13 protein-coding genes and 1 pseudogene are annotated in these 14522 nt (G+C 66.6%); 7 read left to right on the forward strand and 7 right to left on the reverse strand.

All coding sequences use genetic code 11. The annotated features are described in order from the left end of the window. Nucleotides 1-3: 3 nt before the first annotated feature. Nucleotides 4-1614, forward strand: a complete 1611-nt coding sequence (locus V6W80_RS04665; protein ID WP_338545975.1) for an inorganic phosphate transporter — start codon at nt 4-6, stop codon at nt 1612-1614. 128 nt (nt 1615-1742) lie between these two features. On the opposite strand, the gene V6W80_RS04670 is transcribed toward V6W80_RS04665, so the two are convergent. Continuing rightward, a complete protein-coding gene (locus V6W80_RS04670; protein ID WP_338545976.1) occupies nt 1743-2609 on the reverse strand; it encodes a LysR family transcriptional regulator in 867 nt (288 codons plus the stop codon). Nucleotides 2610-2747: 138 nt separating this feature from the next. Here V6W80_RS04670 and V6W80_RS04675 point away from each other — a divergent pair, with 138 nt between their 5' ends. Beyond that, the gene (locus V6W80_RS04675; protein WP_017640917.1) at nt 2748-3173 is read left to right on the forward strand and encodes a VOC family protein; all 426 of its coding nucleotides are present in this window, start codon (nt 2748-2750) and stop codon (nt 3171-3173) included. Between the two features lie 90 nt (nt 3174-3263). Beyond that, nucleotides 3264-4562, forward strand: a complete 1299-nt coding sequence (locus V6W80_RS04680; protein WP_160923570.1) for a flavohemoglobin expression-modulating QEGLA motif protein — start codon at nt 3264-3266, stop codon at nt 4560-4562. Nucleotides 4563-4634: 72 nt separating this feature from the next. On the opposite strand, the gene V6W80_RS04685 is transcribed toward V6W80_RS04680, so the two are convergent. Continuing rightward, complete coding sequence (locus tag V6W80_RS04685) at nt 4635-6563, reverse strand: AAA family ATPase (protein ID WP_338545977.1); 1929 nt, start codon at nt 6561-6563, stop codon at nt 4635-4637. Between the two features lie 196 nt (nt 6564-6759). Between V6W80_RS04685 and V6W80_RS04690 the strand changes: the two are divergent. Next, nucleotides 6760-7534 (forward strand): annotated as a pseudogene (locus V6W80_RS04690) (SIR2 family NAD-dependent protein deacylase). Between the two features lie 4 nt (nt 7535-7538). On the opposite strand, the gene V6W80_RS04695 reads toward V6W80_RS04690, so the two are convergent. Beyond that, nucleotides 7539-8306 carry a hypothetical protein gene (locus tag V6W80_RS04695; protein WP_338545978.1) on the reverse strand — a complete coding sequence of 256 codons (768 nt, stop codon included), beginning with the start codon at nt 8304-8306 and terminating at the stop codon, nt 7539-7541. A 152-nt stretch (nt 8307-8458) separates the two neighbouring features. On the opposite strand from V6W80_RS04695, the gene V6W80_RS04700 reads away from it, so the two are divergent. Further along, nucleotides 8459-8713 carry a hypothetical protein gene (locus tag V6W80_RS04700; protein WP_064308584.1) on the forward strand — a complete coding sequence of 85 codons (255 nt, stop codon included), beginning with the start codon at nt 8459-8461 and terminating at the stop codon, nt 8711-8713. A gap of 55 nt (nt 8714-8768) precedes the next feature. Here V6W80_RS04700 and V6W80_RS04705 read toward each other — a convergent pair whose 3' ends face one another. After that, a complete protein-coding gene (locus V6W80_RS04705) occupies nt 8769-9041 on the reverse strand; it encodes a hypothetical protein (RefSeq protein ID WP_007162578.1) in 273 nt (90 codons plus the stop codon). A 124-nt stretch (nt 9042-9165) separates the two neighbouring features. Further along, complete coding sequence (locus V6W80_RS04710) at nt 9166-9978, reverse strand: HDOD domain-containing protein (protein WP_197480265.1); 813 nt, start codon at nt 9976-9978, stop codon at nt 9166-9168. Nucleotides 9979-10319: 341 nt separating this feature from the next. Between V6W80_RS04710 and V6W80_RS04715 the strand changes: the two genes are divergently transcribed. After that, complete coding sequence (locus tag V6W80_RS04715) at nt 10320-11339, forward strand: GGDEF domain-containing protein (protein WP_064308582.1); 1020 nt, start codon at nt 10320-10322, stop codon at nt 11337-11339. Here the strand turns inward: V6W80_RS04715 and V6W80_RS04720 are convergent. Then, nucleotides 11336-12895: a GGDEF domain-containing protein gene (locus V6W80_RS04720; RefSeq protein WP_338545980.1), complete on the reverse strand. Its 1560-nt coding sequence runs from the start codon at nt 12893-12895 to the stop codon at nt 11336-11338. The two genes, V6W80_RS04715 and V6W80_RS04720, sit on opposite strands and share 4 nt — an antisense overlap. A 204-nt stretch (nt 12896-13099) precedes the next feature. On the opposite strand from V6W80_RS04720, the gene V6W80_RS04725 reads away from it, so the two are divergent. Next, nucleotides 13100-13360: a hypothetical protein gene (locus tag V6W80_RS04725; protein ID WP_007162574.1), complete on the forward strand. Its 261-nt coding sequence runs from the start codon at nt 13100-13102 to the stop codon at nt 13358-13360. A 21-nt stretch (nt 13361-13381) separates the two neighbouring features. Here V6W80_RS04725 and V6W80_RS04730 read toward each other — a convergent pair whose 3' ends face one another. After that, entirely contained in the window at nt 13382-14452 is a 1071-nt protein-coding gene (locus V6W80_RS04730; RefSeq protein ID WP_338545981.1) for an AbrB family transcriptional regulator, read from the reverse strand. Between the last annotated feature and the right edge of the window lie 70 nt (nt 14453-14522).

Raw genomic sequence — 14522 nt, forward strand, 5'->3', positions numbered from 1 at the left:
CCCATGCCTTCGTCCAGTCCAGCCGCCTCCCTGTCGCCGCTGTCCCATCCCCTGCACAGTTCGCGCAAGCCCGGTCCGCTGCGGATCGTGCTGTTCATCGTGCTGCTGCTGACCGGTCTGGCCGTGACCCTCGGCGGTATCCATAACGATGTCAGCGATGCCCAGTCGTCGCCCACCACCTGGCTGCCCTTCGCCGGGCTGACGCTGGCGCTGGTGATCGCCCTCGGTTTCGAATTCGTCAATGGTTTCCACGACACCGCCAATGCCGTGGCCACGGTGATCTACACCCATTCGCTGCCGCCCAATGCGGCGGTGCTCTGGTCCGGTTTCTGCAATTTCCTCGGGGTGCTGTTCTCCAGCGGTGCGGTGGCCTTCAGCGTCATCGCCCTGCTGCCGGTGGACCTCGTGGTGGAGATGGGCGCGGGCCGGGGCTTCGCCATGATCTTCGCCCTGCTGATCGCCGCCATCGTCTGGAATCTCGGCACCTGGTGGCTGGGGTTGCCGGCGTCGTCCTCCCATACCCTGATCGGCTCCATCATCGGCGTCGGCCTGATGCATGCCTGGCTGGGCGGCCTGGATGGCAGCAGCGGTGTGGACTGGGGCCAGGTGGCCAAGGTCGGTTATGCGCTGCTGTTCTCGCCGCTGATCGGCTTCGTCTGCGCGGCGCTGCTGCTGGTGCTGCTCAAGCGGATCGTGCGCGACCAGACACTCTATCAGGAGCCGAAAAGCGCCGAGCCGCCGCCACCCTGGATCCGCGGCCTGCTGATTCTGACCTGCACGGGGGTATCCTTCGCCCATGGCTCCAACGACGGCCAGAAGGGTATGGGGCTGATCATGCTGATCCTGGTCGGCGCCCTGCCGACCGCCTATGCGCTCAATCGAGCCGTACCGGCCACCGCCACTCCGGCCTTCGCCGCCGTCGCCGAGGTCACCGCCAGCGGGCTGCGCCAGGCGGCGCCCCAGGCCGCACCGGCCGATCCCCATGGGGTGCTGCTGGAATTCGTGCGTAAGCGGCAGAGCAATCCCGAGGTGCTGCCGGCGCTGGCGGCCATCACCGACGACATCGCCCGCGAGGTGCGCCAGTACGGCGCGCTCAACAACGTGCCGGCGCAGAGCATGCCCAACGTGCGCAACGCCATGTACCTGGCGTCGGAATCCATCCGCCTGCTGGAAAAGGAGCATCTGCCGGGGCTGGCGCCCAAGGCGCAGGAGGACCTCAAGGAATTCAAGCGGCAGATCGACCAGGCCACCCGTTTCATCCCGCTGTGGGTCAAGGTGGCGGTGGCCATCGCCCTGGGCCTGGGGACCCTGGTCGGCTGGCGGCGCATCGTCATCACCGTCGGTGAGCGTATCGGCAAGACCCACCTGACCTATGCCCAGGGCGCCTCGGCCGAACTGGTGGCCATGGGCACCATCGGCGCGGCGGACGCCTTCGGCCTGCCGGTCTCCACCACCCATGTGCTCTCTTCGGGCGTGGCCGGGACCATGGCCGCCAATGGCTCCGGATTGCAGTGGGCCACGGTGCGCAACCTGGCGCTGGCCTGGGTGCTCACCCTGCCGGTGGCCATGGCGCTGTCCGCGTCACTCTACTGGTTGCTGGTGCACCTGTTCTAAGAGCCTGTTCAAAATCTGCTGCGCGTCGGCCAAACTGTGTTGAAAATGGCTTCGGAATGCTCATTTACCACTCGTAAACTCCGCTTCCTCAGCCATTTTCGCCTTGTTTGTCTCTAGCTCGCGAGATTTTAACCAGGCTCTGACACGACCTCGGTCAGGCACTGGCGAAACAGCGCCACCGCCGGCAGATCGCGTCCGGCGTGGCGAGTGATGACCTGCAGTTCGCGATGGAAGGTGAGGGCACCGAGCGATAGCCGGCGCACCCGCGCATGCTCCAGCCAGAGGCCGGCGCAGGGCACCAGGGCCACCCCCAGGCCGTGTTCGACCATCTTGACGATGGCATCGAGTTCGTCCAGTTCGAGCACCTGGCGCACCGCCAGGCGCTGCTCGCGCAGAAAGGCGCTGACCCGGCGCCCACCAAAGGAGTGGCGGTCGTAGCGGATGAAGGGCTGGGTTTCCAGCAGCAGGCGCGGATCATCGCCGGACAGGTCCGGCGGCGCGATCAGCACGAAGGGTTCCTGCAACAAGGTGGTGGCGTGCAACTCCTTGGGCAGTTCGAAGGGCGGGCGGATGAGGATGGCCAGATCCAGCTCGCCGGCATCCACCTGGCTGAGCAGCGCCAGGGATACGCCCGGCACCAGCCGCGGTTCCAGGCGTGGCGCCTGCTGGCGCAGCCGTACCAGGGTGCCGGGCAGCAGGCCAGTCTGGACGCTGGCGATGGCGCCGATGCGCAATTCGCCCTGGATCTCGTCACCGGCGCCGGCCATGCGCGCATAGGTGGCGAGGATCTCTTCGGCCAGCGGCAGGGCCCGGCGACCGGCGGCATTGAGCAGGGCGCTGCGACCATTGCGGTCGAACAGGCTCACGCCCAGATTCTGTTCCAGGGTGCGGATCTGGGCGCTCACCGCCGAGGGCGTGAGGCCCACGTGCAGACCGGCCGCGGCGAAACTGCCGTGGCGCGCGACGGCGAGCAGGGTCTTGAGTTCGCGAAGCATGGCGGTTGCCTGAAGTCAGGAGAGGCCACTGTAGCGAGCCACAAAATTTTTGTCGCTCGGGGGCAGTAAAATACGCTTTATGCACAGGAAAACCTGGGGTGAGAATGGCTGCATTCCCCCTCAGCAGGATTTCCCAGCATGGCCTTGTCGCCCTTCCATCTCGCCATCCCCGTCTACGACCTGGCCGCCGCCCGGCACTTCTACGGGGATGTCTTCGGCCTCGCCGAAGGCCGCTCCAGCGACCACTGGGTCGACTTCGACTTCTATGGCCACCAGCTGGTGATCCACGAGCACCCCAAGACCGCGTCCCAGGACGAGGCTCACACCAACGCCGTGGACGGCCACAACGTGCCGGTGCCACACTTCGGTATCGTGCTCGGCTGGGACGAGTGGGAAGCCCTGGCCGACCGTCTGCGCGCCCGCGAGACCCAATTCGTCATCGAGCCCTATATCCGCTTCCAGGGCCAGGTCGGCGAGCAGGCCACCATGTTTCTCTTCGACCCTTGCGGCAACGCCCTGGAGTTCAAGGCCTTCAAGGACATGAGCCAGCTGTTCGCCAAATAGCGCGGCTCGGCCGGTCTGCCGTCACGAAACCTAGGCAAAAGACGCGGCAACGGCCATCCTTGAGGTCTTGCCCGTCGCCCGGTCGCCGTCATGAATGCCCGCCAGCCCTTTCTCGATCCCTATCACCAGACCATTCGCCAGCTGTCCGACCGCATCGTCGCGGCTCAGGCGCCGATCCGCATCCTCGATGCGGTGAAGTGGGACGACGGGGTGCGCCAGGGCTTCCTGGAGGGCAAGGGCAAGCGCCTGCCGGCGGTGGATCGCGCCTTCTACGAAGGGCGCCCGTTGGGCTTCGACGCCGATGCGCTCAAGGGCGAATTCCAGAGCATCGAGCGGGAGGTCACCCGCCAGCTCGGCCAGTTCAATCCGGTCGGCCAGATCATGAGGCGCATGTGCCGCGAGTACCGCATGGTGATCCGCATGCTGCAGGCGCGCGGCACCCCGGACTTCGGCCTGATTTCCCAGGAGCTCTATGGCGCCGCCTCGGATGCCTTCCATGCCGGCGATCCGACCCTGGCCGACCTGGGCATGATGATGTCCAGCTACCTGGACAACATCGCCCATCGCGGCGCCCTGGAAGACGAGCCCAAGACCCTGACCGCCAAGGACGCCGTGCCCATCCTGCAGGAACGGCTGAATCGGGTCTTTGGCGAGACGGAAGGCACCATCCGGGTGTTCGAGTCCGACGGTATCGTCGCCGACGCCGCGGCTGGCGCCGACTACATCAAGGTGCGCGCCGACGCCCTGTTCAACGAGCGTGACGTGCGCGCCCTGGAGGTCCACGAGGGCCTGGTGCACGTCGGCACCACCCTCAATGGCCAGAACCAGCCGATCTGCACCTTCCTGGCCAAGGGCCCGCCGTCGTCCACCGTGACCCAGGAAGGCCTGGCGATCCTCATGGAGGTGATCGCCTTCGCCTCCTATCCGACCCGCCTGCGCAAGCTGACCAATCGCACCCGCGCCATCCACCTGGCCGAGGATGGCGCGGATTTCCTCGAGGTGTTCCGCTTCTTCCAGGAGCAGGGCTATGACCTGGAGTCGGGCTACCAGAACGCCAGCCGGGTGTTTCGTGGCTCGACGCCGACCGGGCTGCCCTTCACCAAGGACCTGTCTTATCTCAAGGGCTTCATCCTGATCTACAACTACATCCAGCTGGCGGTGCGCAAGGGCAAGCTGGAGCAGATCCCGCTGTTGTTCTGCGGCAAGACCACCCTGGAGGACATGCGCATCCTGCGCCAGCTGGTGGATGAGGGCGTGGTGGTACCGCCCAAGTACCTGCCCGCGCAATTCCAGGACCTCAACGCCCTGGCGGCCTGGATGTGCTTCTCCAACTTCCTCAACCACCTGAGTCTGGATCGGATCGAGGCGGATTACGCCAATATCCTCTAGGAGCCTGTTCAGGCGCTGACATGAAAAAGCCCCGGCGGACCGGGGCTTTTGCGTTTCAGGGCGTCGCGGGTATCACTCGCCCTTGAAGGCCGCCGCGATGCTGTGTTCGCCGTCACCCGCGCGCGGGTCAGTCGAACGTTCCGGCACGAAGGCCAGGGCACGGTTGAGGGCGCCGCAGGCTTCCAGGCCGCTGGCGCGGGCGATGGCTTCGGCCACGGCACTGCCGGGAATGGTCTCGTCGCGCAGCAACTGGTCGGTGATGTCGTCCAGCGCCGGCTTGAGTTCGGTGATCAGCGCCAGGCAGCGATGATCCAGGCTGTGCAGCAACTGGTCGGCAGCGGCGATGCTGGGCGCGGCGTCGAAGTCGATGCCGGCGTCGCGCAGGGCCTGCAGGCTGAGCAGCGAGCCGCTCGGGCCCATGCCCAGGGAGGCGACCATGGACAGCGCCAGCTTGGAGGCTTCCTGCAGATCCTGGGCGGCACCCGAGGAAACCTCGTTGAAGTACAGCTGCTCGGCGCAGCGACCGGCCAGCAGCATCTGGATGCGGCCTTCGAGTTCCGATTTCAGGTGCAGGCGCTTGTCTTCGGTGGGGGTGATCAGCGTCACGCCCAGGGCCTGACCACGGGGCAGCAGGGTGACCTTTTCCACCCGACCGACATTGAGCACGGCGGCGACCAGGGCATGACCGGCTTCGTGCACGGCGATGCGGGTACGCTCGGCCGAACCCAGCGGGGTGACGCCGACCGGTTGCTCGCCGATGCGGCAGGTCTCGATGGCCTCGACGAAGTGAGCCATGGTCACGGCACTGGCGTTCTCACGAGCGGCCAGCAGGGCGGCGTGGTTGCTGATGTAGGCGATGGCCGCCGGGGTCAGGCCCACGGTGCCGCGGGAGAGGGCGGCCAGATCCAGCTCGCCCTGGCAGGGCAGCTTGCCGGCATAGAGTTCGAACAGTGCGCGACGGTCTTCCAGACTCGGCAGCGGCACGGCGATGGTGCGGTCGAAGCGGCCTTCGCGGCGCAGCGCCGGATCCAGGGAGTCGGCGAAGTTGGTGGCGCCCAGGACCAGTACGCCGCTGGTGCCATCGAAGCCGTCCAGCTCGGTAAGGAACTGGTTGATGATGCGGTTGGCCTCGGCATCGCTGGAGCGCGACTGCTCGGCGCGGCGACCGATACCGTCGATCTCGTCGATGAAGATGATGCAGGGCGCCTTCTTGCGCGCCGTGCGGAACAGCGACTTGACCTTCTGGATGCCTACGCCGAAGAACATCGAGGAGAAGTCGCTGCCGGTCACCTGGATGAAGTGGGCGTTGCACTCGGTGGCCAGGGCCTTGGCCAGCTGGGTCTTGCCGGTGCCGGGTTCGCCGGTCAGCAGCACGCCCTTGGGCGGACGGGCACCCAGGGCGGCGAAGGCCTTGGGATTGCGCAGGCAGGTGGTGACGTCTTCCAGGGCGCGCTTGGCTTCGGCGGCGCCGACCACATCCTTGAAGGAGATGCCGGTGCCCTTGCGGTGCAGCTTGAAGGGGCTGGCGAAGCGCAGCGCCAGGGGCACGGCCAGCAACAGCAGGAGCAGATAGCCCGGCAGGTTGAACAGCAGGGCATCCAGCCAGGGGTGGCGCTGGCCGGACTCGCTCCAGGTGGCGATCGGAAACAGCGGCTCGGCCTGGGTGGCGTAATCGGCCAGCAACCGGTCGGTCAGGCGACCGCCATTATCAGTCACCGCGTAGTGCTCGCCGCGGGTGGTGTCGACGTAGAGGGTACGGTCACCGATCACGGCGCCACTGATGACGCCGGCGCGCAGATCGGCCAGCAGTACGGAGAAATCGCGGGGCTCCTGGGTCCAGTGTTCGGGGGCCTGCTGCACACTGGCGAGCATGGCCGTGGCGGTCGGAGCCGGAGTGGAAGGCTTGAGCCACCACCAGCAGGCCAGGCTGACCAGGGTGACGAGGGCGAGAACGCCGGCGATCAGCAGGCGCGGATACTTGGAAACGACGGACTTCTTCATTCACATACCGTTGGGGTAGGAGCGACATCGGACGCGGACTCCCGGATTATCGGCCTGTAGCGCCAGGGTTGAACCTCAGTTCCCTGGAAAACGATGAGTGGACTCACCATCCGTCGAGTATCGTCACACTTTCGCCCTTTTCCGCGGTCCGCAAGACCCTGTTGTTTTGCCGCAGATGTCAGGAGCCAACGCCTTCATGCCCGATCCCATCGATTGCCGAGACGGCCTCGCCGCCTTACCGCCGGTGCTGCTCGACCGCCTGCGCCAGGCCGACGAGGTGCTGGTGCTGACCGGTGCCGGCGTGTCGGCGGAAAGCGGTATCGCCACCTTTCGCGAAGCCCTGACCGGCTTGTGGGCGCGCTTCGATCCGGCGCAACTGGCGACGGCCGCAGCCTTCGTCGAGGACCCGGTCCGGGTCTGGAGCTGGTACGAGTGGCGCCGTGCCCAGGTGCTGGCGGCCTCAGCCCAATTCCGCGCATCGCGCCCTGGCGGACTGGGGTAGCCGGCACGGGCGGCTGCGCCTGGTCACCCAGAATGTCGACGACCTGCACGAGCGCGCGGGCAGTGGCGACGTGATTCATCTGCACGGCAGCCTGCATGCGCCGCGCTGCTTCGAATGCGCGCGGCCCTTGGCAGCGCCGGCGTTACCGGAAGCCGAGGATCAGCTCGTGGCGCCACCACGTTGTGCCTACTGTGGCGGTCTAGCTCGGCCTGGGGTGGTCTGGTTTGGCGAGTCCCTGCCCGAGGCGGCCCTGGCCAACGCCTGGGCCCTGGCCGAGCGTTGCGACCTCTGCCTGGTGGTCGGCACGTCGGGACTGGTGCAGCCGGCGGCCAGTCTGCCGGAAGTGGCGCGCCAGCAGGGCGCCACGGTGGTGCGCATCGATCCGCAACCGGCAGCGGATTTCAGTGGCGACTGGCAACTGCTGGGCGCCGCCGGGGTGATCCTGCCGGCGCTGTTGGAGCGTCTCTAGAGACCTAGTGCAACGCCTGACCGCCGGTCCCCAGGGCATCCAGGGTGCGTTTGAGCGCGGTGTAGGCCTGGCGCTGGTCGTCGTCTTCGGTGAGCAGGCCATCGAACAGAGTGGCGACCAGGGCCGGATCCTGGGTGACGAAGCGATCGATGAGGACGTCGTTGTCCTGGCGCCCGGCGGTGATCAGCAGCACGGCGAGCTGGGCGACATAGCGTGCGGCCAGCGGATAGGCCTTGAGGAAGACCTTGAAGGGCGCATCGGCCAGACCCGGCGCGAAGCCCTTGGCCAGCCCCTGCTGGGCCGCGGCGATGGCCTGGCGGACGGCGTCCTGCCAGTTGCCGGCGGTCACCGCCCCTGCCGGCAGGGCGCGGCGCATCTGGCCCAGCAGGCTGTTGAGGAAGATGCGGCGATTGGCCTGGTAGTCGTCATCGGTATCGAGCAGTTCGCGGCGGATACGGGTCAGGACGCGATCGTCCTCGGCATCGGCGGTCACCGCCTGCTTGAAGGCCAGGGTCAACTCGCGATCCAGCAGACCGGGCTTGCGGCCCTCCAGTTCGGCCTGCAGCAGCGGGCCGCTGGAGTCGGCGAAGAAGAAGCGTTCGGCATGGGGCGCCAGGCGCTCGCGCAGGCGCGGCCAGAGCTCCGCCGCGAACAGTTGCTCGGCCGTGCCGCCGGAGACGATGACGCGGTGCTGCGGCGCCTCGGCCAGATAGTCGAACAGCGCAGGGCTATCGAGCGCGGTGCGATCGACGATGAGGTAACGGTGCTTCACGGCAACTCCTGAATACGACGGCCGGACCTTTCGAGGCGCGGCGGGATGGCCGTTAGTCTATAGGAAGGTGGGAACGCTTGGCCCGGCCTTTGGCCTAATCAGGCAGGGTGCAGCCCGCGACACCCTTCCTTTCGCGGCCGGAGGACACCAAGATGCGCAAGACCCCGCTGATCCTCGCCCTGAGCGCTGCCCTGGCCCTGTTGGCCGGTCCCAGCCTGGCCGCCAGCAGCAACAACGACGCCGGAGTGACCGGCAACGGCATCGGCGCGCCGGGCAGCTCCAACACCAGCAACAGAGACAGCGCCGACGACACGTCCAGCGCCAAGCCGTCCACCCAGAAGAAGGCCGACAAGACGCCTGCCACCAAGGCCCAGGGCAGTCAGCAGAAGCGCGTGCTCAACGATTGACAGGCAAACGAAAGGCGCCTCGCGGGGCGCCTTTGTTTGACCGCTCGATGCGACCTCAGGAGGCACGGGTGTAACGCACCTGCCAGTCGAGTCGCTCATGGGTCGCCCGCTCGATACGGGCGCGGCTGTCGCAGATGAAGGCTTCCAGCAGGGAGTTGTCCAACAGGTCGACCCGGGCGATGCGTCGTTGCAAGAGGGCCGTGCCGTTAGGTGCATAGACCTCGACGTTGAAGGTCGCGGGATCCTGAGCGGTCATGGCGCACAGCATCGGTTGAAAAGCGCCCTTGATAATGGTGTTCGCATCCGTGAACTTCAGCGGCTCGGCCATCGCAATCACTCCTGTCAGCTATAACGCTTCGACCGATTCTTGCGGTGCCCGTTCGATTTTCGCCATGACCGACTGGCAGATTTGTGATGGAGGCAGTGGCCTTGCCTGCGCACGGGACAGCCGGTCAGTTGATCAGGGTACCAAAGGCCTTGTCCGCCTCTATGACCTCGGGCAACTCGCCCAGCAGGTGATCCAGATCCACGCCTTCCAGCAGGGGATTGGCCAGGGCGGCCTTGGCCTGGTCATTGATACCGCCATGGCGGCGCAGGACAAAGGACACCAGCCGGGCCTGAGCGACCATCCGCGCCTGGGTGGAATCCTCGGGTGCATCCTGGGGATGCAGCTGGTAGGCGATGGCATGCTGGATCACCACCGGCAGTTGCCAGCGGCGGGCCAGCTCCGCGCCCACCTCGGGGTAGCCGAAGCCGATGGCCTGGTCGGCGGGCACCGGCGCGCGTTGCTCGGCGTCGATGCGCGCGGCGATGTCGGGCGCCGCCGTCTTGATCAGCAACTCGCCGATGCTGTGCAGCATGCCGCAGGTAAAGGCGGTCTCGGGATCGGCGCCGGCCTGGCGGGCGAGAACGCGGCAGATGCTGGCCACGTCGAAACTGTGCTGCCAGAAATCCCGCGGATCGAAGCTGGGATTGTGGCGGAAGGCCGCGGTCACTGCCGAGGCCAGCACCAGGGTGCGCAGAGCGTCGAAACCCAGACGGATGGCCGCGCCTTCGATGCTGGTGGAGGGACGGACGCCACGAAAGCGCACCGAATTGGCCAGGCGCAGGACCTTGGCCGACAGCACCGGATCCAGGGCCAGATTGCGGGCCACGTCCTCGATGCTGCTGTCCGGATCGTCGAATTGCTGGATCAGCTCCTGAGCCACCTTGGGAATGCTGGGAAGGGTATGCAGGTGATCGAACAGAGCATCGATTTCCATGATGGCGCCTGGTTTGTTCTATACCGGTAGTGGAAGCTGATAAAGCCTTGGAAGCATGAACGACGGCCTGGGCACTGCCAAGCCTAGTCGAAACTCCCGAAGCGAAGAGCTTAGCGGGACGGGCGCGCCGGTCCGCAGAGTGAGCTGACCGATGGCGTCATTTCGCCGCCGTCCGTTTGGTCAGTCTGCTCGCAGGCGTGGTCCTATGCGGTCTTGTCACCAGCAGTGCGCTGTTCAGACGTCTATTGTCTTGCTTGAGTCCGCTTCCCGCCGACGACGGGCCACGAATGGGATAGCATCCGGTGATATCGGTTGGCCACTAAATTTGGCGTTCGAGTTGTGCAATGACTTATCAGACTCATATCCGCCAGATGCTGCAGTTGCCCAATGTGCTGGCGCAGAGCACCGGCATCCTGGGCTGGTTGATCAGTGTGCTGATCAACCCCTTTCTGACCGCCGGGGTGCCGGTGTGGGGCTGGCTGGCCTTTGCCGGCATGATCGGCTCTTGCCTGGCGATGACCACTGCGCGCCGCTTTGCCATCTGGCGCCTGTTCGCCCTGGTGTTCGTGCTGTTCGAGGCCCTGGCCTTCCGCTTTCAGATCCTCGGCATGGGCGAGGCTGGCCATGCCTGGATGATCCCCACGGCCATCGTCATCATCCTCGGCTCGACCATTCTCTTTTCCCATGTGCTCGATTACGGCATCGCCGCCGGTGCGGTCTGGCTGCTGCTCTTCTATGGCGAGCTGGACACCGTCACGGCGGCGGCCCTGCCGCTGTTCGCGGTGATGCTGGGCGCCAGCCTGGCGCTGGGGCTGCTGCTCAACGCCACCTTCGTGCGTATCGTCGCCACCACCCTAGAGCTCAAGGAGCGCTATCGCCTGCAGGCGGAAACCGATGCCCTCACCGGGATCAGCAACCGCCGTGCGCTGATGCTGGACGCGGAGCAGGTCTGCCGTGAGGGCTCCCCGTCCTGGTATTTCGTCATGCTCGACATCGATGACTTCAAGCGGATCAACGACAGATTCGGCCACGACGTGGGCGACCAGGTGCTCAAGGAAACCGCGCTGATCCTTGGCCGGCATTTCCCCGACGGCCATTTCGGACGCCTGGGCGGCGAGGAATTCGGGGTACTGCTCAAGCCCGACGACGAGCGCCACCTGGCGCAGCGGCTGCAGGCGCTGCTGGACGACATCCGCAGCAACACCCGCACCGGCACCTGCTTTTCCTTCAGTGCGGGCGTGGCGCGCTTCGCGCCGGGTTACCAGCCCTCGGACCTGCTCAAGCAGGCCGACAGCGAGCTCTACCAGGCCAAGCGCGCGGGCAAGGACCGGGTGCACTATCGCGGCGGCATGATCTGCGGCTAAGGCAGGCCTGACCGGTCCTGGAGGGCGTCCGTCTCCGGCGGTGGATGGGTGCGATTGCGGCCCAGGTGCTTGGCGCGATAGAGGGCGGCATCGGCGCTGGCCAGCAGGTCGGCGGGCTGCGGCGGTGGCGATTGACCAGGCGGCTGGACGGCGATGCCAAGGCTGACGGTGATGCGGCCGAAAGGACTGGTGGCATGGGCCACCTCCAGCACCTGCAGGCGTTCCTGGACCGTGGCGGCTACCCGCTGGGCGCCGATCTCGTCGCAATTGGGCAGCAGCAGGACCATCTCCTCGCCGCCGTAGCGTGCCGCCAGATCGCCCGGGCGTCGCGCCGCCGAGGCCACCACGCCGGCCACGGCCTGCAGGCAGCGATCGCCCGCTGGATGGCCATAGTGGTCGTTGTAGGCCTTGAAGTGATCGATGTCGATCATCAGCAGGCTGAGCGACTGAGCGTTGCGCTGCGCCCGGGCCAGCTCCACCGGCAGCAGGTTGTCGAACTGGCGACGATTGCCCAGCCCGGTCAGGCTGTCCTTGAGGGTCAGCAGGTGCAGCTCGTCGTGGGCCAGACGCAGGGCCGCCGCGCTGCGTTCGCCGGCGCGGATCTCGCGCAGCAGGCTGAAGCCGAAGATCAGCATGCCGACGATGATGAGGCCGACCACCGTCACCGATCTCAGCATGTCCTGGCGCCAGCTGGCGAGGATATCGCTCCTGGAGATACCGGCCAGGGCCACCAGGGGATAGCCTTCCAGATGCTGGAAGGCATAGAGGCGTTCACGGCCGTCGATCATGGCCCGCACCAGGGCGGTACCGTTGGGCGCCTGGGTCACGTACTGGCGAAACAGCTCGCTGCTGGCGAGCGGGGTACCGACGTGCGCGGGTACATAGGGACGGCGGACCATCAGGGTACCGTCATCCTGCGCCAGGGTGATGGCACCCCGGGCATCCAGCTTGAACCGCTCGTAGTAGTCGACGAAGTACTGCAGGCGGATGGTGGCGAGCAGGACGCCGGCAAAGCGACCGTCGCGGTCCTCCAGGCGGCGTGATACCGGAATGATCAGCTCCTGGGTGCTGCGACTCTCGATCACCGTGCCGACGTGCAGCACATCGGCGGCGTGCTGGCGGTGAAACTGGAAGTACTCGCGATCGGCGTTGCTGGCCCGGGGCGGATCGCTGCTCTTGTCGGTCACCCGCCAGCCGCCGTCGCGATCATAGATGAACAGCCCGTGCAGTTGCGGCAACAGGGCGGCCTGGCGCGCCAGCAGGCGATGCACCCGGGGACGGTCCAGTTGATCGAGGGGTTGATCCTCCAGACGGTCACGGATACTGACCAGCAGCGAATCCGCTTCCTTGATGGCGTCATCGGCATGTTGGGCCGCCGCCAGGGCAATGTTGCCGACATCGCTGCGCGCACTGGCGAAGGCGTTCTGGTAATTGCGCCACACCTGCCAGGATTCCAGCGCCAGGATCACCGCGACCGCGCAGACGAGCAGCCACAGCGCCCGGCGCTGGGTGGCCAGATTGCGTGGTGGGAGGGGGGTATCGTCAGCGTCGACCATGGCGGGGCTGCTTCCTCGTCCTCGGTGTGCAGGAGACCGCTAGCCGGCCGATTCACGCCACTACACGGGGATAAAAGTCAGACAAGTCTACAGTTTCGTCGGAATCTTGCAGAGAGAACGAATCGTCGTGGCGCGTCCGTGGTCATTAGCGATACGGCCGTCGCTGGGACGGCGCCCTGTCAATGCCCGACCAGGAGGTCACAGATGTCGCAGATCGCCGAACAGATCGTCGAAGACGCCATGCAGCGCATCGAGGAGAACGAGTCGCAGCATGCTGCCGATCCCGTACGCAATTTCTCCCTGACCCTGACCGATCCCGCGGAGATCCGGGTTGGCGCGGAGATCTACTTTCTCTTCGAACAACGCCTCAAGGGCTTCTATCCGGATGCACGGGTAGTGGTCCGCGGCCATGCCGCCGAGGGCTACAACATCACCGCCCAGGTCGAGCGCCGCCGCTCGGCCTGAGCGCGCCGCCCGCATCCTCCGTCAGGTGCGGGCCAGCTTGACCAGTTGCCGGGCCAGTAGCGGTCCGGTCAGCACCACCCCGATCAGGCGCAACGCCTGCATGGCCAGTACCAGGCCGACATCGGCATGGGCATCCACGGCGATGATGGCCATGGAATCCAGTCCGCCTGGGCTGGTCGCCAGGTAGGCGGTAAGAAAGTCCACGTGCATCAGCTTCGCCATCAGCAGCGCCGACAGGGCGCAGAGGGCAATCAGCAGCAGCGAGGCAAAGATCATCTTGGGCAGGGCGCGCCAGACATAGGCGACCGTGGCCCGATCGAATCTCAGTCCCACATAGCAACCCATGGCGCCATAGGCCGCCGCGAGCAGCAGATGGGGCAGGGTGATGTCCAGCCAGCCATTGAGTTGCAGCAGCGTACCCAGGGCGATGGGCAGCAGCAGGGCGCCGGCGGGGAACAGGCGGCCGCCCAGCCAGCTACCGGCCAGGGCCACTGCCAGGGTCAGCATGAGATTGAAGGCGAAATGGCCGTCCAGGCTGACCACCGCGGCCTGATGGCCGGTGCCGCTGCCCTCGGCCCCCAGCAGCCGGCCGACCAGGGCACTGATCAGCACCACGCAGACCACCCGCACGTATTGCATGGTGGCGACGATCCGTGGATCGGCGCCGTACTCCTCGGCCATGGCCACCATGGCGGCGGCCGCGCCGGGCGTGGTGCCCCAGGCGGCGGTGCTGCCAGGCAGGCCGCCGAAGCGCACCAGCAGGGCGCCAGTGAGCAGGCTGAGCAGCACGGTCAGGGCGGTGGCCAGCAGCATCACCGGCCAGTGCTCGGCAACGGTGAGCAGGACCGCGGCGGTCATGGCGTGGGCGATCAGGCAGCCCACCACGCCCTGGCCAGTCTGGAACAGCCGACGGGGCAGACGGATGGTGGCGCCGCAGAAGCCGAAGGCGATGGCCACCAGCATGGGGCCGAGAAAGAGGGCCGCGGGCACCTGCAGCCAGCTGAGTCCGCCCCCGACCAGGGCGGAGCAGAGGATCAGGGCCAGCCATTGCAGCAGGGGAGGATAGGGCGAGGGTGCAGGTGGGGTGGGCAAAGCGGTCTCCGAACGGCGGGGGACCGGCGAGGCGTACCGACCCCGGGGCCGGCACGGGGCCGACCCTGGG

This window comes from Pseudomonas benzopyrenica, assembly GCF_036884265.1.
Lineage (GTDB): Bacteria > Pseudomonadota > Gammaproteobacteria > Pseudomonadales > Pseudomonadaceae > Chryseomonas > Chryseomonas benzopyrenica.

Excerpts from the sequence above, each read along its gene's own strand:
- V6W80_RS04665 (WP_338545975.1), top strand. The coding sequence starts at position 4 with ATGCCTTCGTCCAGTCCAGCCGCCTCCCTGTCGCCGCTGTCCCATCCC.
- V6W80_RS04670 (WP_338545976.1), bottom strand. The coding sequence starts at position 2,609 with ATGCTTCGCGAACTCAAGACCCTGCTCGCCGTCGCGCGCCACGGCAGT.
- V6W80_RS04675 (WP_017640917.1), top strand. The coding sequence starts at position 2,748 with ATGGCCTTGTCGCCCTTCCATCTCGCCATCCCCGTCTACGACCTGGCC.
- V6W80_RS04680 (WP_160923570.1), top strand. The coding sequence starts at position 3,264 with ATGAATGCCCGCCAGCCCTTTCTCGATCCCTATCACCAGACCATTCGC.
- V6W80_RS04685 (WP_338545977.1), bottom strand. The coding sequence starts at position 6,563 with ATGAAGAAGTCCGTCGTTTCCAAGTATCCGCGCCTGCTGATCGCCGGC.
- V6W80_RS04700 (WP_064308584.1), top strand. The coding sequence starts at position 8,459 with ATGCGCAAGACCCCGCTGATCCTCGCCCTGAGCGCTGCCCTGGCCCTG.
- V6W80_RS04705 (WP_007162578.1), bottom strand. The coding sequence starts at position 9,041 with ATGGCCGAGCCGCTGAAGTTCACGGATGCGAACACCATTATCAAGGGC.
- V6W80_RS04715 (WP_064308582.1), top strand. The coding sequence starts at position 10,320 with ATGACTTATCAGACTCATATCCGCCAGATGCTGCAGTTGCCCAATGTG.
- V6W80_RS04720 (WP_338545980.1), bottom strand. The coding sequence starts at position 12,895 with ATGGTCGACGCTGACGATACCCCCCTCCCACCACGCAATCTGGCCACC.
- V6W80_RS04725 (WP_007162574.1), top strand. The coding sequence starts at position 13,100 with ATGTCGCAGATCGCCGAACAGATCGTCGAAGACGCCATGCAGCGCATC.